This window comes from Escherichia sp. WS3227_2 (assembly GCF_046486495.1).
Taxonomy (GTDB): Bacteria; Pseudomonadota; Gammaproteobacteria; order Enterobacterales; family Enterobacteriaceae; genus Escherichia; species Escherichia coli.
In genome coordinates this window covers 1-19,064 of sequence record NZ_JBJQLG010000003.1, presented here as the reverse complement: position 1 = coordinate 19,064, position 19,064 = coordinate 1, and the positions used below count along the sequence as shown (strand labels likewise).

The following is a 19,064-nucleotide window of genomic DNA, read 5'->3' as shown; positions in this document are numbered from 1 at the left end:
TTCAATCCCTCAATGATGCCTGGAATCGCTCTTTTAATGCCTCTACACATTTGGCGACGGTAGCGGCAATCTCCTCTTCTTCGAGTGTACGGCTGGTATCTTGCAGGATCAGGCTTATGGCGAGGCTCTTATACCCCTCCGCAACACCCTTACCGCGGTACACGTCAAATAAGTTTACGCCAACTACCTGATTTACGCCAACTTTCTTACATTCGGATAAAATATCCGCTGCGGGAACGTTTTCTGCGACCACCACCGCGATGTCACGACGGTTCGCCGGGAAGCGAGAAATCTCGCGCGCCTGAGGCACCACGCGGTCTGCGAGCTTGTTCCACTCCAGTTCGAACACCAGAGTGCGACCGTTAAGATCCAGTTTACGTTCCAGTTCAGGATGAACAACCCCAACAAAACCAATACGTTCACCTTTCAGATAAATCGCTGCGGATTGCCCCGGATGCAGTGCCGGATTCGCTTCTGCACGGAACTCAACCTCATTCAGTTTACCGGTCAGGTCGAGAACGGACTCCAGATCGCCTTTCAAATCATAGAAATCAACGGTCTCTTTTGCCAGGTTCCAGTGCTCTTCGTAACGGTTACCGCAAATCACACCGGCTAACATCAGATCCTGACGAATGCCCAACGGTGCCTGAGTATCTGGTACGAAACGCAGACCACTTTCGAAAATGCGCACACGGTTCTGCTGACGGTTCTGGTTGTACACCACGGTTGCCAGCAGGCCGGTCCACAGGGAAAGACGCATTGCTGACATTTCAACGGAAATCGGGCTTGGCAGCAGTAAGGCTTCAACGCCTGGATGGATCATCTGCTGCACTTTCGGATCAACGAAGCTGTAGGTGATCACTTCCTGATAGCCTTTGTCGTTGAGCAGCGTTTTCACGCGCTTGAGCGACAGATCTGCTTCGCGGTGAGTACCCATAATCAGGCTTGCCTGCACCGGCTCATCAGGGATGTTGTTGTAGCCGTAAACACGCGCGACTTCTTCGACCAGATCTTCTTCAATCTCCATGTCGAAACGCCAGCTCGGCGCAACTGCCTGCCATTCGTCTTTGCCTTCGGTCACTTCGCAGCCGAGACGACGCAGAATATCAGTTACCTGCTCATCGGCAATATGATGGCCGATCAGGCGATCCAGTTTGCTGCGACGTAAAGTAATGGTGGCTCGCTTCGGCAGCGTTGCTTCGTTGGTGATATCAATTACCGGGCCAGCCTCACCGCCGCAGATGTCGATCAGCAGACGGGTCGCACGTTCCATCGCTTTGTGCTGCAGTGCCGGATCAACGCCACGCTCATAACGGTGAGAAGCATCAGTATGCAGGCCATGACGACGAGCACGACCGGTGATAGATAGCGGGCTGAAGAAAGCACATTCCAACAGGACGTTTTGCGTTTCTTCATTTACGCCAGAGTGTTCGCCACCAAAGATGCCGCCCATCGCCAGCGCCTTGTTGTGGTCGGCGATGACCAGGGTGTCAGCATTCAGCTTCGCTTCAGTGCCATCAAGCAGCACCAGCGTTTCGCCCTCTTTCGCCATCCGCACCACAATGCCGCCTTCAATGCGATCTTTATCGAAAGCGTGCATCGGCTGGCCCAGTTCGAGCAGCACATAGTTGGTGACGTCAACAACTGCATCGATAGAACGGATCCCGCAACGACGCAGTTTTTCTTTCATCCACAGCGGAGTTGGCGCTTTAACGTTAATGCCTTTTACCACACGGCCAAGATAGCGCGGGCAGGCTTCCGGCGCTTCGACTGTAATCGGCAGCGTGTCGTCGATGGTCGCACCAACCGGAACGATTTCCGGTTCAACCAGCGGCAGCTGGTTCAGCACGGCAACATCACGCGCCACGCCGATAATGCCTAAGCAATCGGCACGGTTTGGCGTTACGCTGATTTCGATGGTGTTGTCATCGAGTTTCAGGTATTCGCGGATGTCTGTGCCAATCGGCGCATCTGCAGGCAGTTCGATAATGCCGCTGTGATCGTCAGAAATTCCCAGCTCAGAAAAGGAGCACAGCATCCCTTCAGACGGTTCGCCACGCAGTTTCGCCGCTTTAATTTTGAAATCGCCCGGCAGAACAGCACCAATGGTCGCTACCGCCACACGCAGGCCCTGACGGCAGTTTGGCGCACCGCAGACGATGTCCAGCAGGCGATCGCCGCCGACATTCACTTTTGTCACACGCAGTTTGTCAGCGTTCGGATGCTGCGCACACTCAACCACTTCACCAACGACCACGCCGTGGAAGCTACCGGCAACCGGTTCTACACCGTCAACTTCCAGGCCCGCCATAGTGATTTGATTTGCCAGCGCATCGCTATCAATCGCCGGGTTCACCCATTCGCGTAACCACAGTTCACTGAATTTCATAATCTATTCCTGCCTTATTTAAACTGTTTGAGGAAACGCAGATCGTTTTCGAAGAATGAACGCAGGTCGGTGACGCCGTAACGCAACATGGTCAGACGCTCCATCCCCATTCCGAAGGCGAAACCAGAGTAAACTTCCGGGTCGATGCCAACATTACGCAGCACGTTCGGATGCACCATCCCGCAGCCCAGTACTTCCAGCCATTTACCGTTTTTACCCATGACGTCCACTTCTGCAGAAGGTTCGGTAAACGGGAAGTAGGAAGGACGGAAGCGGATCTGCAAATCTTCCTCAAAGAAGTTACGCAGGAAGTCGTGCAGCGTGCCTTTCAGGTTGGTAAAGCTGATGTTGGTATCAACAATCAGACCTTCCATCTGATGGAACATCGGCGTGTGAGTCTGGTCGTAGTCGTTACGATAAACACGGCCAGGCGCGATGATACGAATCGGTGGCTGCTGGGCTTTCATGGTGCGGATCTGTACGCCAGAGGTCTGGGTACGCAGCAGGCGGGTAGCGTCAAACCAGAAAGTGTCGTGGTCAGCGCGCGCCGGGTGGTGACCAGGAATGTTCAGAGCATCGAAGTTATGATAATCGTCTTCGATTTCCGGCCCGGTTGCCACGGTAAAGCCAAGCTCACCGAAGAAACTTTCGATACGGTCGATGGTACGGGTCACCGGATGCAGACCGCCGTTTTCAATACGACGACCCGGCAGGGAGACATCAATCGTTTCCGCCGCCAGACGCGCATTCAGCGCTGCGCTTTCCAGTTCCGCTTTACGTGCATTCAGCGCCTGCTGAACCTGCTCTTTCGCTTCGTTGATAACCGCACCGGCTGCCGGGCGTTCTTCTGGCGGCAGCTCACGCAGGGTCGTCATCTGAAGGGTTAAGTGCCCTTTTTTACCCAAATATTCGACGCGCACATTGTCTAACGCGGCAACATCTGACGCCTGGCTAATGGCCGCCTTCGCACTGGCAACCAGTTCTGCGAGATGTGACATGGTTTTCCTCATTGTGTCAGTGGTGACACTGGTTCGTTGGACTTAATTTTTTCAAAACGCGCATACAAAAAAAGCCTCCACTGGGAGGCTTTCAGGCGCTGTTTTCCGTTTCTCTTCTCACGCGCTAGCCTCCTGGAGTCAGGTGCTAAAGTAAAAAAAGAAGCGGAAAATAGCAGCATTCATTGCTTGCGTTACCTTTTGGTACTTTTCAAAAGACCTTTATTGAAAAGGCTACGGCGATAAAAGTCAATGTTTTGATGGCGTTGAAACGAAAAGAGGGAGACTAGCTCCCTCTTTCAACTGGCTTATGCCAGAGCTGCTTTCGCTTTTTCAACCAGAGCGGTGAACGCTACTTTGTCGAATACTGCGATATCAGCCAGGATCTTACGGTCGATTTCAACAGAGGCTTTTTTCAGGCCATTGATGAATTTGCTGTAAGAAATACCGTTCTGACGTGCTGCTGCGTTGATACGCGCAATCCACAGTTGACGGAACTGACGCTTACGTTGACGACGGTCACGGTAAGCATACTGACCAGCTTTGATAACAGCCTGGAAGGCAACGCGGTATACGCGAGAACGCGCACCGTAGTAGCCTTTAGCTTGTTTCAAAATTTTCTTGTGACGTGCGCGTGCAATAACACCACGTTTTACGCGAGCCATATGTGCTCTCCTGTATCTATATTCTAATTAAAAAGTTAAAAAACGTTAACGGCTTATGCGTACGGCAGGCACGCGATTACCAGGCCCAGATCGCCTTTGGAAACCATGGCTTTCGGACGCAGGTGACGTTTACGTTTGGTCGCTTTTTTGGTCAGAATGTGACGCAGGTTAGCGTGCTTGTGCTTAAAACCACCTTTACCGGTTTTTTTGAAGCGCTTAGCAGCACCGCGTACGGTCTTAATTTTTGGCATTTTAATAACTTCCACTTCGCATTGTTAATAAACAGAAACAAAGGCGAATCACCCTGTGAGCCAAGGCCCACAGGAATGATTACTTGAAGGCCTTACTGTTTCTTCTTAGGAGCGAGCACCATGATCATCTGGCGGCCTTCGATCTTCGTTGGGAAGGATTCGACCACTGCCAGTTCTTGCAAATCGTCTTTCACGCGATTAAGCACTTCCATACCGATTTGCTGGTGCGCCATCTCACGACCACGGAAACGCAGCGTGATTTTGGCTTTATCACCCTCTTCGAGAAAGCGAATCAGGCTGCGGAGTTTTACCTGATAGTCGCCTTCATCTGTACCAGGACGGAATTTAATTTCCTTAACCTGGATAACTTTTTGCTTTTTCTTCTGTTCCTTAGAAGACTTGCTCTTTTCATAGAGGAATTTGCCGTAATCCATTATACGACAAACCGGCGGCTCGGCGTTAGGGCTGATCTCGACTAAGTCTACTCCGGCTTCTTCTGCTTTCTCCAGAGCTTCTCTCAGACTCACAATACCAAGCTGCTCGCCTTCCAGACCTGTTAAGCGAACTTCCTGGGCGCGAATTTCGCCATTGATACGGTTAGGGCGCGCCGTTTGAACTCGTTTTCCGCCTTTAATACCTTATTCCTCCAATTGTTTAAGACTGCGGCTGCGAATCTCTTGTTGCAGCTTCTCGATCACTTCATTTACGTCCATGCTTCCCAGGTCTTTACCACGGCGGGTGCGAACGGCAACTTTGCCTGATTCCACCTCTTTATCACCACAGACCAGCATATACGGGACGCGACGCAAAGTGTGCTCGCGGATTTTAAAGCCAATCTTCTCATTTCTCAAGTCTGCTTTAACACGAATGCCCGCATTTGATAGTTTTTGCGTCAATTCGTTAACGTATTCAGACTGAGAATCGGTAATGTTCATGATAACAACCTGAACCGGCGCAAGCCAGGTCGGGAAGAAACCAGCGAATTCTTCGGTCAGGATACCGATGAAACGTTCCATCGACCCCAGAATTGCGCGGTGAATCATTACCGGTACCTTACGCTCGTTGTCTTCGCCCACATAGGAGGCGCTCAGACGAGACGGCAAGGAGAAGTCCAGCTGTACTGTACCGCACTGCCATGCACGATCGAGGCAGTCATACAGGGTAAATTCAATTTTCGGACCGTAGAAAGCGCCTTCACCCAGTTGATATTCAAACGGGATGTTGTTTTCTTCCAGCGCAACCGCCAGGTCCGCCTCAGCACGATCCCACATTTCGTCGCTGCCAATACGTTTTTCAGGACGAGTGGAGAGTTTGACGACGATCTTCTCGAAGCCAAAAGTGCTGTACATATCATAGACTAAACGGATACATCCGTTAACTTCATCGCGAATTTGTTCTTCAGTACAGAATATATGCGCGTCATCCTGGGTAAATCCACGTACGCGCATCAGGCCATGCAGCGAACCTGACGGCTCGTTACGGTGGCAGCTACCAAACTCGGCCATACGCAGCGGCAAATCGCGATACGACTTCAGCCCCTGGTTGAAAATTTGTACGTGACCCGGGCAGTTCATCGGCTTAATGCAGTATTCACGGTTCTCAGAAGACGTGGTGAACATTGCATCTTTGTAGTTGTCCCAGTGACCGGTTTTTTCCCACAGGACACGGTCCATCATGAACGGACCTTTAACTTCCTGATACTGGTACTCTTTCAGTTTAGAACGAACAAACACTTCCAGTTCACGGAAGATGGTCCAGCCGTCGTTGTGCCAGAATACCATCCCCGGCGCTTCTTCCTGCATATGGTACAGGTCGAGCTGTTTACCGATTTTACGGTGGTCGCGTTTCGCGGCTTCTTCCAGGCGCTGCAGGTAAGCGTTAAGTGCTTTTTTGTCTGCCCACGCCGTACCGTAAATACGTTGCAACATTTTGTTGTTGCTGTCGCCACGCCAGTAAGCCCCTGCCGTTTTCATTAGTTTGAAATGATGGCAGAAACGCATGTTCGGTACGTGCGGACCGCGGCACATATCGACATATTCTTCATGGAAGTACAGACCTGGCTTGTCATCATGGGCGATGTTTTCGTCAAGAATGGAGACTTTGTAGCTCTCCCCACGGTTGGCGAAAGTTTCACGCGCTTCGTGCCAGCTGACTTTCTTCTTAATGACGTCGTAGTTTTTCTCAGCAAGCTCATGCATCCGCTTCTCGAGTGCTTCGACATCTTCCTGGGTTAACGTGCGGTCAAGATCAACGTCGTAATAAAAACCGTTGTCAATAACCGGGCCGATTGCCATTTTGGTATGCGGCCAAAGTTGTTTAATCGCGTGCCCTAACAGGTGCGCACAGGAGTGACGAATGATCTCCAGACCTTCTTCGTCTTTGGCGGTAATGATCGACAGTTGTGCGTCGTTTTCAATCAGATCGCAAGCATCAACCAGTTCACCATTAACGCGCCCTGCGATACAGGCTTTCGCCAGACCTGGACCAATGTCCAGCGCAACATCCATGGGGCTTACAGCGTGGTCGTAATGGCGTTGGCTGCCATCAGGAAGAGTTATAACAGGCATTTTATATCCTTATTTGCAGTGGTGACCCACACGAAAGATCACATACAAAGAGAAAATTTGTTTGTTTTCAATTCATTGCGCATCCATCTAGCCAACAGTCGCTAAATTGGTACACAATTTGGTACACAAATGAAAAATCGACACAGCAAGTTTTTCACCCAGTAAAATCATGGTAACACTAAAAAAGTAGTGATTGCACTATCTCTGTTTGACATTGACTAACATTGTCATCGCTTCAATGAAGTACATCGTCTAACCAGGCTGTTTTAGTTGATAATTGTGACTTTATATCGCTGATTGTTGGTACAAACGGAAAAGGAAGGAGACAAAAAATAACACTATTTATTCATCGAATTAATGGTAACCACAAATTAATACAGATGGACACCATCCGAACCTAAAGAAAGATAAGCGGAAGGTTTCCTGATAGTGACGCCAGCAACTGACAATGATCTAGTTAATTCTCACGACTAGCGACTACTAGCACTGTCGGCATATAAAGCTCACTAGGGTATGAGGTCAGATGATGGAGAAAAGAGGCTGAGGTGATAGTTGCCGATGATACAATACCGACAAGTAAGTTTATCTGGCACGATGTGTCTCGCACTGTACGGATGATTAAAAATCAAGTAGGGAGCCTTGTGTCTGCTGTTTGAGATGGATTATCATTTTTTATAAGATTACAGGAAAATTATTTTCATATACTGTTTTATTTTTAACAGCGAGCCAGAAAACTTGATGAAATACTCTAACAGCAATCTTATTATAAAAATAATACATCTACTTTCACAAAAAAGAGATGGTCTGATTTTGCTTGATGGGAGCTGGGGCACAGGAAAGACTCACTTTATCAGAAAAAAATTCCCCAAGTACTATGATAAAAACATTTTCTATTATATTTCTTTACTAGGTATTAAATCCTTATCAGATTTCAAAGCTAAAATTATAGATTGTTACTACCTGCAAGATATACAAACATTTAAATCCGGGCTCGAAAGTCTATCAGGGATAGGTAGCATTGCCAGCGGCTCACCTGCAAGTGCCAATATTATTAACAGCATGTTTAATTCTATTGGTGCAAGTGTTAGAGAAAACATTTTATCAAAACTGGATGGTATTTTTATATTGGATGATATAGAGAGAATATCCGAAAAATCATTAGTTAGTGAAATTTTGACATATTGCCATTCTCTTTATATGTCCGAGATGAACTCAAATTTAGACTTTATTATTATTACCAATACATCAACTGAGTCTGGTTTAAAAATAGAACACAAGGAAAAACTCATTGCAGAAACACTTCATTATAATCCGCATCCAGAGGAAATATTGGATATAGATATAATAAATGGAAAGCTTTCCCAATTCCCACAGGAAGATAAAATTCTCTTTGAGGATATAGTAAAAAATAACAACATAGTTAACATCCGTATTTTGATGCGTATTTTGGACACAGTTACGCCATTATATGAATACGTTAAATCATATCCTCATCTTTCTTGGCGAATACCATCAACAATTCTTTTAAACTCAATATGCTCTTTCTTCATTTTATTATTTTTGCATAATCACTCTCTTGAGGATCTTCTCAAGGACAAAGATCCAACTTTTTTATTAAACACCGAGAAATCAAGTGATAGTGAGAGAGTGCTATGGTTAGCATTGAATAATTACAAAATAAAACCTGAGATTAAAAGGTATTATAGCGGACAAGCTTCATTAAATGACATATTGGATGTTTTGTTTTATGAAGCAAAACGGCTTACTATGAGAGAAATTGCAATATCAGCACGTCCAGAATTACATGAGATAAATGAAAAGGAACTTTCAAATACACTTGTCGACTTAATTTGCCGTAAGATTGACTGTAATTTCTATGAATGGATAAAAGCGTTTCAGAATTATGAGTATTTAACCACACATAAATACCTACCAAAATCACCAATTATAACTCTAAAGTTTGTCACTTCGATTCTGAACGGATTCACTGACAATGAAGTTGCAGAATGCTTTGAGCTATACTCACTTGATAGAAAAAATAGCTTAAATAGTGGTTTTGAAGATAGCAAATTGCTGTACTCAATTTCATTTTACCGTTATGAAAGCACGATCAAAATGCGTGAACTCAACACTATTAAGTTGCAATTAGAATTGAATGGCTGGGCATCATTCAATGCTAACCAATTAACCACTTTAGATCCATTCGGAAATTATAAGCCGCTTGAAGTACTAGGTGTATCATTTGTAACAAAATGCGTTTTAAAGAATTGGGCAGTTAATGATATTGAGCAATTTAGTTCTTTCTTGCGTAGCAACTATCAAATCAGCAACATAAAACAATTCGCCACTAATGAAAAAAACAAACTTATTTATCTTAGTCAAAAACTTGATATTTTTTGCCTTTCCTATAAAGAAAGCTTTAAATTTGGAGCCATATACGATCTAAACAGAACAGTTAAAATTGCCATTAACAAATTATGAGAACATCCACTTTACCAAAAAATCATTTTTTTGGTGGGGTAATACCTGGCGATTAACAAATCTGAAACAAAGCTCTAATACAGCGGCGAAAGCATGATTTACTTGTGTATATTTAGTTCAAGACGTGCTTCGCCGTGCATCTCTCACTATTTCCCTCCAGAGCAACATTAAAATACTTCATATAATATATGATATAAGTATCATCTAGCCAAAAACCATTTGAATCCACATGCATTCCAGCTTTTATTGATACTCTATCTGATATATCATCCCACCAATTCAGCCATTAATGCTATGACAGGAATTCTAGTTATTCATCATTTTGAGCTGATGATGCAATAACGCAATTCATTAATATATAATATTTTTTCACTCACCCCTATTACTTCTGTGGCGCTTGCAAAAAATCATTCAGTCTGAAGCAGGTAATTAATCTCGCCACTTACTATCAGTTTCGGGAAAGTACACTAAACATGCTTTTTCACCCACGATTAACTAACCGCCAGACCAGCAGACACGCCACCACCGGCACAGCAAAATCCATCATGCTTGCCACATCCCACGCGCGTGGATCAAAACCGCCCCACCACGGCATATTCATACGCTTGCCATGCCCGAACATTTCAATCCAGCGATATTCTGCCTGGGTGTGTTCACGCGCAATGAAGAACGTACAACCGGCTATCGCTCCGTAAGCCCAGTTCCCGGTAAAAAGACCAATCAGTAGCTGCGCAGCCACAGCACAAAGAGCATGAAGGAAAGGTGTTATATCCATTTTCATCCTACCCAATAAAACGGGGCGCTCGGCCCCTTAATATTATTTAGACGCAAGCGCCGCCTCAATTGCAGATAATCTTTGTCTTAATTCTGCGTTTTCTTCTTCCAGTGCTGTTATCCTGTCGTCTGACTCTCTGGCTACCTGAACAAGCAAGCCAGTAACACCAGAATAATCTACAGTGTAATACCGTTCACCTTCTTCTCCATCTAATCCACTCCCGCCGTCTGGATATTTCATCATAGACCCTACGGCTTCGGGGATGGCTTCCAGGGTTTCTTGTGCAATAACACCAGCGTAAGGCATACCGTTTTCTTTAAGCGTGTATGTATAGCCGTTCATTTTACGAATGCGGTCGATTGCATTATCGATCACCTGAATATTGTCTTTCAGATCCCGGTCAGAGCCTTGATTAAATGCACTTGCATTGCACGCGCCGTTAACCGTTAATTCGTAGGTATTGCTGGTAGTTTTCTGTGCGTAGAACATATACAGAGCCTCATCTACGCCAACTTCATAAACAACCGGACGGCTAGAATTACCCCATAGTCTAGTTGTTACGCCAGCGTGAGCGGTTCCCTGTGTGTTTAATGTCATGGTTGACCCATGATTAGCATATTTGATCTGTAATGTGTCGGTGTAATCAAATTTAATAAGCGCGTTACTTCCACGCTTGCTGTATGACATAAGGCAGTTACCCATTTTGAGGTATCCGCTGTCACCGGGAAAAATCATCGTACCGCCATAAAGGTTGGTAAAGTCCCAGCAAATGTTTGTCCCGTTATCGTTCAGGTTAAGGCGCGCCATTGCGTTACCTGGACTGTCTATCCATTTTTTGAGGTATAGTTCGCAATACGCATCCTCAACACCTGCCGTCCTGTGAGTTGAGCGGAGTTTTCTCCCAAATATAGCTCCGCTAGTTGGCAATACCTGCTGATACCATGAAGCAGACCAGTCACCAACGGTTTCATCTTTGCTGTCTACATATGATTTTGTTGCGTAGCTTCCTTGATCGTTTTTTAGTTTACTAACATCGGATTTTAGCGTTTTGATGTCATCAGGAATTACTGTCGATGTAGCCATTATTCTTCCTCACATCCAGCCACGAAGTTGATGCTCAACAGCAACCACGTATTCATCGAATATTGACGGTGTTTTCACATCATTAATGATGCGCACGTTTACAAAATATCCGTCTTCCTTAACACATACCGGTTCGCCATCTTCATTCAGTTCTCCGGTTTCTTTGTACACGTTACCTATCACGTCAATAAGAATATCATCCTGCATCGACTCGTCATCATAATAGCCAGTACTCTCCATAAAGGCCGAAAAGTCGGCCCTGTCGGCAAATTTGAGTGTTAAATCTTTCATTAGATTGACTCCCCCACCTGAGCATCAGTCAATGCCTTGTGCCATATTCTGAAATTCCTGACATGACCAAATAAATGACGTAACCCGGCTGTAGTTTGGCCTCCAATACGGATAATTGCGGTGTTCTGAATATAGGACCATGTGGTTTTTGTTTGGCTGGATATACGCCCGTTACTTACTGAGCACGTAGACTGATCTGACTTTACACGCATCCCCATAACCATTTTTTCAAGCAATGCGTTTTCGTTTACCCGTCTGTTAGCTCCTCCAATATCGCAATAAGGAAATCCGTCGTAATCTGCTGAAGAACCGAATCCAAGAATAATTGCCGCTCCGGTTTGATGACCGCCGGTGTCAAAAACACGCGGCGCTGCATTTGGCGTTTTATACCAGTTCTTATGTACCTCACAAAGAACCGTAAAAGGAAGATTATAAAGATTATTCTTAATGGGAACTGTAACTATATCGCTTGCGCGGGTCGCCGCCGTCGTTCCTGATATAATAAAAGATGATACACAAGGCCCATTTTCTACTTGTGGGGTGGCCAGATAAATATAGTCACCAGATACGGTTGCCCCGCCCTGCTTAGGAGAATACTGTATCTGAGAACCTATTTTTAACTCCCCATCAATTGCCTGAATTGTTGCCTCTGCAAAAATCCATCCGGTAGCTTCGTCCTTTCTGACTCTCGCTGTAATCCTTGAGGCAGCGCCGCCTGTCATATTAATTTCAAGCGTTTGTGTATCAATATACGCATCACCAAGAAAAGTTGTTGCGCTACCGTCATATTTATCAAACCGGATACGCAACCTTACCTGCAGTTCTGTTTTAAAACGACATGAGGTTGTCACGTATTTATTATCGCCTGAGACATCAACTGACTTTGTTGCAGCAATTGATGCCATATTAATGGCTGAGGTTTGCCCAATCAGAGAATCGTTACAGACAAACTTTCCATAGGTAAAACCAAAACTATCCTTCCCGGTTTCGGGAACATCCATATTTGACGATCGCCCCCAACTGGCAGGGTTTTCCGAATTGAGCATGTAGTTTGTTCTTTGCCCCTCAATAAGCAGGCCATCACGTTCAAATCGTGGCTCGTCAATGGCAGCCTCTGTCAGCACACCAGATTTATTAATATAGGTTGCTTTCGATGCGCGTTTAAACTTTACAACCTTATCGCCAGGCATCGTTATTTCATCATCACCAATAACAATCTTTTTATATGACGGCGAAAAGCCCGTAATCATATCCAGTGAATCGTTAAACGGTATCCACACATCGGGAAGCGGCTGCAAAACTTGTTTATACGGCTCCGCAGCCTGGCTTGCATACTCTCTGGCTGCGTCTTCACTTGCTTTTGCAGCCGTCTGGCTTGCAGCGGATGCTTTCGCCGAGTTAGCCGCCGCAGTCTCGCTCGCCTTTGCGTTGGTTTCACTGGTTTTTGCAGCTTTTTGACTGTTGGCTGATGCAGTGGCAGAAGAAGCCGCCGCACTTGCAGAACCAGCTGCGGCACTCTCGCTTTGGGCCGCTGCATCCTGACTGTTTTTCGCCGCAGTTTCGCTGGCTTTGGCATTCGTTTCGCTGGTCTTCGCTGCCGTCTGGCTGGACTTTGCGTTAGTTTCGCTCGTCTTCGCTGCTTTCTGGCTGTTAGCCGCAGCAGTTGCTGATCCAGCTGCTGAAGTCGCAGAACCGGCTGCAGCACTCTCGCTTTCGGCTGCTGCAGCCTGACTGCTTTTCGCCGCAGTTTCACTGGTTTTGGCATTCGTTTCGCTTGTTTTCGCTGCCGTCTGGCTGGACTTTGCGTTGGTTTCGCTCGTCTTTGCGGCTGTTTCGCTATTTTTCGCGTTGGTTTCTGATTTTTGGGCTGCTGTCGCGGAGTTTGCCGATGCAGTCTGTGAGGCCGCTGCCGCCTGTGCGCTGTTAGCTGCATTCGTTTCTGAGCTTTTCGCCGCGTTCTTCGATGATGCCGCAGCAGCTTCGGATTTCTTTGCCGCCGCTGCGCTCTGAGAGGCGGCTTCAGCGTTGTGTGCCGCTTCTTCCACCATTGCCTCAAAACGACGCAATGCCTCCGGCATGACATCATCTTCCGTCATGGCACCGAGAAAATCATTCAGCGTACCTGGTCTGGAACCTTCATAGACGGTAATGGTTCCGGCATGTGAAGGCGGAAAACCTTCAACCAGCAGGATAACGCTGTACTGGCCATACTCAACGTCCATGCTGTAACGCCCGGCTTCATCCGGATTTTCAGAGGCCACCGTGTTCACCAGTACCGTGGTGCTGTTACGCTTTGCCTTCAGTTGAATAGTGCAGTTCTGTATTGGTTTTCCCGCACCATCTTTCAGCACACCTGAGATTTTTACTGCTGCCATATCCACTCCACAAAAAAGCCCGCCTGAACCGACGGGCTGTCATAACACTGTGTTACCTGGCTAATCAGAATTTATAACCGACACCCACGATGAAACCGTCAGTGCGCCAGTCGCCACTGCCGGAACCTTCATAAGCAAGGTCAATGGCCACGGATTCGGTCGGGTTAAACTGCACGCCAGCCCCCCACGCCAGAGACGTGTTGCTGTGGCGACCGCCATCACTTCCGGTCAGCACATCGTGCGTTTTCCCCTTGTTGTCAGTTACGCGGAGATAATCCCCGGAGAACGTCGAAACACGGCTGTAAGCCACACCCGTCATCGCATAAGCACTGAACCATTCATTCACGCGTACAGACGGCCCCGCCATCACGCTGAACCAGCGGTTACGCACTGAATCTTCATGCCAGCGGGTATCGCTGTAACGGGTAATCTGGCGATTCTTGTCTCCTGCATAGCTGAATGACGTCACCAGCCCCAGCGTGTCCGTAAATTCATAACGGTATTTCACGTTAATGCCCTTCAGGTCATCGTTGCCGGGCATATCAGTATGGGACTGAAGATACCCGCCGCTTAGTGTGGACTGATGCTCTGCTGCACTCGCTGGCGTACCAGCGGCGACCAGCCAGACTACTGCAGACAGAATAACAGCACATAATTTACGCATAATTACCTCTCGCTTTTCTGCAATAAAAAAGGCGCCATTTCTGGCGCCCGTATTTGGGTTATAAAATTCAACTGATACTGATACCGGCTGTTGATTTCTTCATCACGACAACAAGAAGGTCGCTGATACTGGTCGTTGGCGTCCAGTTATTAGCACCATATGAAGAAACATTGAAAGTCAGGGTGACATGACCGTGTCCGGCAGGCATATCAATGACGGATGAAAATACCCTGCTGACATCCGTCGCGGGTTGCTGAAAGATTTCCTGTCCGTTCTTCAGCACCTGCAGCTTACAGGTTGAATACCAGTATGACTGTTGGTTGTTGCTGTTGAAGTTTTCATGCTTACCACCGCGAAACAGAACGGGTGGGATTACTATCTGACGGTCAAAAGCCTGATCATCGTACACAGTGACCGTTATTGTACCGCTGGCATAACTGCCATTTCTCGGAAAGGCTTTTCCCACCGTTTTGACAATATCACCTTCAATCTGGTTGGCAGACAGTTTTCCCAGAATCCGACAGTTCTGGTTAATCGTGACATTATTGAGCGTCCCGGAGTTCGCATTCACGTTACCGCTGATATCGGCATTTTTCGCCGTCAGCCGCCCGTCCGGTGTCAGGGAAAATACCGGAGGATTGCCGCCGCTGGTAATGGTGGGAGCCGTCAGATACTTCAGGAACACTTCGTTCATGAATATCTGGTTGCCCTGCGCCACAAACATCGGCGTTTCATTCCCGTTTGCCGGGTCAATAAACGCGATACGGTTAGCGGCAACCAGGAACTGGCTCAGTTTGCCTTCCTCTGTATCCTCCATGCTGAGGCCAAGCCCCGCGACATAATGCCTGCCGTCTTCGGTCTGCTCAATTTTGACGCCCCACATGGCATTCCATTTATCGTTGGCGTCTTTCCACTCTTTCGAAAACTCCTCCAGTTTGCTGGCGTTATCCTCCGTCAGCTCGACTTTTTCCAGCAGCTCCTTGCCGAGATGGGATTCGGTTATCTGACCTTTGAAAAAATCCAGGTAACCTTCCGCATCATCGCTCGCCCGACCGACAGCCTCCACGAATGCCGATTTGCCAACGGTGTTCACACTGCGAACGTAAAAATAATAATCATGACCCGGCTTAATATTGATACTGGCAGCTATCCAGTACAGCGCCGTGCCAAGATAGCGGGCTGTGGTTTCAACCTGCCTGATATCCGCAATCCGCTTTTCCGAGAACCAGAACTCAAACTGTACCGTCGGATCATAAACGGCAAGATGCGGCGTGGCGGTTATCTGAAAATAGCCCGGCGTCAGCTCAATCCTCGACGGCGCTGCCGGTGCGGCAATCCGGAACGATACCGATGCCGGATCGCCCTGCTGCCCCCAGGCATTTGCCGCCCGGACTGTCAGTCTGTAGTTCCCCAGCGCCAGTTGCGTGAAACGGTATGTGGTTTCCGTCGTCCTGGCCGTGCTGACCAGCCGCTCACTGCCGTCATCCGCTGCCACGGTCAGGCGAAGCATAAAGCTCACGCCCTTCACCACCTTCGGTGTGTCCCAGCGCGCCAGCACCTGATATTCCCCGCTGTCTGCGGTGACTTCGGCGGTCAGGTGCTGCACTGCTGGCGGCGTGACACCGTTCACCGTTCCGCTCTGGTCGCCGTCAAAGTGCGCCCCGTTATCCACAATGGCTTCTTTTTCCGGTACATGCTGCACGGCAGTGATGGCATACGTGCCGTCGTCGTTCTCACGGATACTCACACAGCGGAACAGGCGCTGGCGCAGCGTCGGCAGCTTCAGCCCCCACACGCTGTATTCGGCAACGCCGTCAGGAACCCGGCTCACTTTCACCTTCACGCCGTCGGTGACGGACTGGACCTCCACGCTGACCGGATTGCCATTTCCGTCAACCAGGCTTATCAGCGTGGTGCCGGAGGATGGCAGCATGATTTCACGGTCGAGCGTCAGTGTCCGCGTCTGGCTGTTCACCGCCAGCACGCGCCCGCCGATGCTGATACCCGCATAGTCATCATCACAGATTTCAATGACATCACCCGGGACATGGCGAAGCCCTTCTGCACCCACGCTGAAGTCCACGGTCTGCGTTTCCAGCAGTTCCGTTTTAATCAGCCACAGCCCGGCGCGGTGTGCCTGCCCCCGGCTGGTACAGCCAAAGGCATCCATCTTCGTGACGTTACGACCGTAACGGGCAATGGCCTGCGTGTCCTCCACAAGCTCTGTTGCCGTTTCCCAGCCGTTATTCGGGTCAATCCAGTTCACCTCAACGGCATTATGGCGGTCCTTCAGGGCGCTGAAGCTGTAGCGGAACGGCGCGCCATCATCCGGCATCACCACATTACTGCGGTTATAGGTCCACACCTTATCCGACGGTCGGTCCTGCACGAACGTCAGCGTCTGCCCGTTCCATACCGGCATACAGCGCATCGCCGAGCAGAAATCACTGAGCACATCCCACGCCTTACGCTGTGTGGTCAGGTAAGCGTTACAGGTGATGCGCGGCTCCGTGCCACCAAAACCATCCGGCACCGACTGGTCGCAATACTGTCCGATGACATACAGCGCCCATTTGTCCACATCCGCCGCACCAAGACGTTTCCCCATGCCGTAGCGCGGATGGGTCAGCATATCCCACAGACACCATGCCATGTTGTTGCTGTATGCCGGTTTAAACGTTCCGTCCCAGATACCGCTGTATTGCCGCCTCTGCGGGTTATAGTTCGACGGCACCTGCAGAATGCGCCCGCGAAGATGATAATTACGACTCACCTGCTGGCTGCCGAACTGTTCCGAGTCCACCTGCACGCCGACCAGTGCCGTGTTCGGGTAGCACTGTTTCACATCGATGATTTCGGTGTATGACGACCAGAGCGTTTTGTTCTGCAGCTGGTCTGTGGTGCTGTCCGGTGTCATCCTGCGCATCCGGATATTGAACGGGCGCGGAGGCAGATTATCCACCACCACCGAGGCCAGATACTGCGAGGTGGTTTTGCCCTTAATGGTGATGTCTTTTTCCGTCACCCAGCCACCGTTACGTTGTATCTGAACCAGCAGGCGAACTTCCGACGGATTCCGGTCCCCCTTTGAAGTGGTTTCCACCAGAGCCTGCACACCGAAGGTAAAGCGCAGACGGTCGATGTTTGCAGACGTGATGGTCCGGGTGATCGGCGTGTCATATTTCACTTCCGTACCCAGCACCGTCTCGGATCCGGAGGATTCAAAACCCTCCGGCGGTGTCTGCTCCTGCTCACCTGCCCGGAACACCACCGTGACGCCGGCGATGTTGGTATTCCCTTCACTGTCCAGCACCGGCGTACTGTTCAGCAGCACGCTTTTTAATCCATCCACCGGACCTTCTATCGGTCCTTCGCTGATGGCATCGATCACACTCAGTAACTGCGTGGATTTCAGGTTGTCCTTCGCTTCGCGCGGGGTATGCCCCTTACTGCTGCCTTTACCCATTCGTCATGCTCCATAAACGACAAAACCGCCCGCAGGCGGTTTCACATAAAACATTTTGCATCAGCGACCAATCACCACAACCTGACCACCATCCCCTTCGTCTGCCGTGCTGATCTCCTGAGAAACCACCCGCGACCCCACACGCATTTCACCGTACAGAACAGGCAGAACATTGCCCTGGGCAACCATGTTATCCAGTGAGGAGAAATAGGTGTTCTGCTTACCGTTATCCGTTGTCTGTGTGCGGGGAGTTCTGGCTTTAGGTGCCAGCATCTGAGCCACACCGCCGAGCACCATACTGGCACCGAGAGAAAACAGAATGCCGGTCATACCACCGGCCCCAATGGCTGTTCCCCATGCTGCAAGGGTGGCTCCGGCGGTAAAGAATGATCCGGCAATGGCGGCTGCCCCCAGGACAATCTGGAATACGCCACCTGACTTGGCCCCGGCGACTCTGGGAACGATATGAATCACAGCGCCGTCAGGCAGAGCCTCATGTAACTGCGCCGTTAATCCGGACGTGCTGACATCCTGCCCGGCAATACGTACCTGATACCAGCCGTCGCTCAGTTTCTGACGAAACGCAGGGAGCTGTGTGGCCAGCGCCCGGATGGCTTCGGCCCCCGTTTTCACACGAAGGTCGATGCGGCGGCCAAATCGTTGTAAATCCCCGTAAAGGCAGATGCGTGCCATGCCCGGTGACGCCAGAGGGAGTGTGTGCGTCGCTGCCATTTGTCGGTATACCTCTCTCGTTTGCTCAGTTGTTCAGGAATATGGTGCAGCAGCTCGCCGTCACCACAGTAAATGGCGGCATGATTCGGCACAGATGAACCAAAACAGCACAGCAGCACATCGCCCGGCTGCGCCGCTGACAGCGGCACCTGATACAGCCCTGCGGCCTCCAGATTATCCAGATAGAGATTCTGACCGTTACGCCACCAGTCATCCTCACGATGAAAATCCGGCATCTCAATCCCCGCCAGATGATAAGCATCCCGGAACAGCGTGTAACAGTCCGTCACCCCGTGCTCAAAGCGCCGTCCGGTGAGATGCGGCACACAG

16 protein-coding genes and 1 other annotated feature are annotated in these 19,064 nt (G+C 49.0%); of the genes, 1 reads left to right on the top strand and 15 read right to left on the bottom strand.

Annotated features, from left to right (window positions below):
- Position 1: 1 nt before the first annotated feature.
- The 7 genes from pheT to thrS all read right to left on the bottom strand — a co-directional run bounded on the left by pheT (position 2) and on the right by thrS (position 6,867).
- Positions 2 to 2,389 carry a phenylalanine--tRNA ligase subunit beta gene (gene pheT, locus ACJHXB_RS05325; RefSeq protein WP_000672374.1) on the bottom strand — a complete coding sequence of 796 codons (2,388 nt, stop codon included), beginning with the start codon at positions 2,387 to 2,389 and terminating at the stop codon, positions 2 to 4.
- A gap of 14 nt (positions 2,390 to 2,403) precedes the next feature.
- The gene (gene pheS / locus ACJHXB_RS05320; protein ID WP_000018588.1) at positions 2,404 to 3,387 is read right to left on the bottom strand and encodes a phenylalanine--tRNA ligase subunit alpha; all 984 of its coding nucleotides are present in this window, start codon (positions 3,385 to 3,387) and stop codon (positions 2,404 to 2,406) included.
- 64 nt (positions 3,388 to 3,451) lie between these two features.
- Positions 3,452 to 3,576 (bottom strand) — a sequence feature (Phe leader region).
- Positions 3,526 to 3,570: a pheST operon leader peptide PheM gene (gene pheM, locus ACJHXB_RS05315; protein ID WP_001386830.1), complete on the bottom strand. Its 45-nt coding sequence runs from the start codon at positions 3,568 to 3,570 to the stop codon at positions 3,526 to 3,528. It overlaps the preceding feature by 45 nt.
- Before the next feature lie 116 nt (positions 3,577 to 3,692).
- Positions 3,693 to 4,049 carry a 50S ribosomal protein L20 gene (gene rplT, locus ACJHXB_RS05310; protein WP_000124850.1) on the bottom strand — a complete coding sequence of 119 codons (357 nt, stop codon included), beginning with the start codon at positions 4,047 to 4,049 and terminating at the stop codon, positions 3,693 to 3,695.
- Between the two features lie 53 nt (positions 4,050 to 4,102).
- The gene (gene rpmI / locus ACJHXB_RS05305; protein WP_001124225.1) at positions 4,103 to 4,300 is read right to left on the bottom strand and encodes a 50S ribosomal protein L35; all 198 of its coding nucleotides are present in this window, start codon (positions 4,298 to 4,300) and stop codon (positions 4,103 to 4,105) included.
- Positions 4,301 to 4,392: 92 nt separating this feature from the next.
- Positions 4,393 to 4,935 carry a translation initiation factor IF-3 gene (infC, locus tag ACJHXB_RS05300; protein ID WP_001700733.1) on the bottom strand — a complete coding sequence of 181 codons (543 nt, stop codon included), beginning with the start codon at positions 4,933 to 4,935 and terminating at the stop codon, positions 4,393 to 4,395.
- Positions 4,936 to 4,938: 3 nt separating this feature from the next.
- Positions 4,939 to 6,867, bottom strand: coding sequence for a threonine--tRNA ligase (gene thrS / locus ACJHXB_RS05295; protein WP_001144202.1), 1,929 nt, complete (start codon positions 6,865 to 6,867; stop codon positions 4,939 to 4,941).
- Positions 6,868 to 7,605: 738 nt separating this feature from the next.
- Here thrS and ACJHXB_RS05290 point away from each other — a divergent pair.
- The gene (locus tag ACJHXB_RS05290) at positions 7,606 to 9,348 is read left to right on the top strand and encodes a P-loop NTPase fold protein (protein ID WP_000877736.1); all 1,743 of its coding nucleotides are present in this window, start codon (positions 7,606 to 7,608) and stop codon (positions 9,346 to 9,348) included.
- A gap of 481 nt (positions 9,349 to 9,829) precedes the next feature.
- On the opposite strand, the gene ACJHXB_RS05285 is transcribed toward ACJHXB_RS05290, so the two are convergent.
- The 8 genes from ACJHXB_RS05285 to ACJHXB_RS05250 all read right to left on the bottom strand — a co-directional run.
- Entirely contained in the window at positions 9,830 to 10,123 is a 294-nt protein-coding gene (locus tag ACJHXB_RS05285) for a hypothetical protein (protein ID WP_001551179.1), read from the bottom strand.
- 42 nt (positions 10,124 to 10,165) lie between these two features.
- On the bottom strand, positions 10,166 to 11,206 hold the full coding sequence (locus ACJHXB_RS05280) for a tail fiber domain-containing protein (protein ID WP_021548987.1): 1,041 nt from the start codon (positions 11,204 to 11,206) through the stop codon (positions 10,166 to 10,168).
- Between the two features lie 9 nt (positions 11,207 to 11,215).
- Positions 11,216 to 11,497, bottom strand: a complete 282-nt coding sequence (locus ACJHXB_RS05275) for a hypothetical protein (RefSeq protein ID WP_000654159.1) — start codon at positions 11,495 to 11,497, stop codon at positions 11,216 to 11,218.
- The gene (locus ACJHXB_RS05270) at positions 11,497 to 13,872 is read right to left on the bottom strand and encodes a prophage tail fiber N-terminal domain-containing protein (RefSeq protein WP_252330857.1); all 2,376 of its coding nucleotides are present in this window, start codon (positions 13,870 to 13,872) and stop codon (positions 11,497 to 11,499) included. The genes ACJHXB_RS05275 and ACJHXB_RS05270 overlap by 1 nt, the downstream gene beginning before the upstream one ends.
- Before the next feature lie 64 nt (positions 13,873 to 13,936).
- Positions 13,937 to 14,536, bottom strand: coding sequence for an Ail/Lom family outer membrane beta-barrel protein (locus ACJHXB_RS05265; RefSeq protein ID WP_001551182.1), 600 nt, complete (start codon positions 14,534 to 14,536; stop codon positions 13,937 to 13,939).
- 67 nt (positions 14,537 to 14,603) lie between these two features.
- Complete coding sequence (locus tag ACJHXB_RS05260) at positions 14,604 to 18,002, bottom strand: host specificity protein J (RefSeq protein ID WP_112793805.1); 3,399 nt, start codon at positions 18,000 to 18,002, stop codon at positions 14,604 to 14,606.
- 60 nt (positions 18,003 to 18,062) lie between these two features.
- Positions 18,063 to 18,635, bottom strand: a complete 573-nt coding sequence (locus ACJHXB_RS05255) for a tail assembly protein (protein WP_001390133.1) — start codon at positions 18,633 to 18,635, stop codon at positions 18,063 to 18,065.
- Positions 18,632 to 19,064: NlpC/P60 family protein (locus ACJHXB_RS05250; protein ID WP_410233468.1), on the bottom strand; the 433-nt coding region annotated here is incomplete at its 5' end. The genes ACJHXB_RS05255 and ACJHXB_RS05250, both read right to left, overlap by 4 nt.

What these genes read in the sequence shown, in the direction of transcription:
- rpmI (WP_001124225.1), bottom strand. Translation starts at nt 4,300, where the DNA reads ATGCCAAAAATTAAGACCGTACGCGGTGCTGCTAAGCGCTTCAAAAAA.
- thrS (WP_001144202.1), bottom strand. Translation starts at nt 6,867, where the DNA reads ATGCCTGTTATAACTCTTCCTGATGGCAGCCAACGCCATTACGACCAC.
- ACJHXB_RS05260 (WP_112793805.1), bottom strand. Translation starts at nt 18,002, where the DNA reads ATGGGTAAAGGCAGCAGTAAGGGGCATACCCCGCGCGAAGCGAAGGAC.
- ACJHXB_RS05270 (WP_252330857.1), bottom strand. Translation starts at nt 13,872, where the DNA reads ATGGCAGCAGTAAAAATCTCAGGTGTGCTGAAAGATGGTGCGGGAAAA.
- pheS (WP_000018588.1), bottom strand. Translation starts at nt 3,387, where the DNA reads ATGTCACATCTCGCAGAACTGGTTGCCAGTGCGAAGGCGGCCATTAGC.
- ACJHXB_RS05285 (WP_001551179.1), bottom strand. Translation starts at nt 10,123, where the DNA reads ATGGATATAACACCTTTCCTTCATGCTCTTTGTGCTGTGGCTGCGCAG.
- pheT (WP_000672374.1), bottom strand. Translation starts at nt 2,389, where the DNA reads ATGAAATTCAGTGAACTGTGGTTACGCGAATGGGTGAACCCGGCGATT.
- ACJHXB_RS05275 (WP_000654159.1), bottom strand. Translation starts at nt 11,497, where the DNA reads ATGAAAGATTTAACACTCAAATTTGCCGACAGGGCCGACTTTTCGGCC.
- ACJHXB_RS05280 (WP_021548987.1), bottom strand. Translation starts at nt 11,206, where the DNA reads ATGGCTACATCGACAGTAATTCCTGATGACATCAAAACGCTAAAATCC.
- ACJHXB_RS05265 (WP_001551182.1), bottom strand. Translation starts at nt 14,536, where the DNA reads ATGCGTAAATTATGTGCTGTTATTCTGTCTGCAGTAGTCTGGCTGGTC.
- ACJHXB_RS05290 (WP_000877736.1), top strand. Translation starts at nt 7,606, where the DNA reads ATGAAATACTCTAACAGCAATCTTATTATAAAAATAATACATCTACTT.
- rplT (WP_000124850.1), bottom strand. Translation starts at nt 4,049, where the DNA reads ATGGCTCGCGTAAAACGTGGTGTTATTGCACGCGCACGTCACAAGAAA.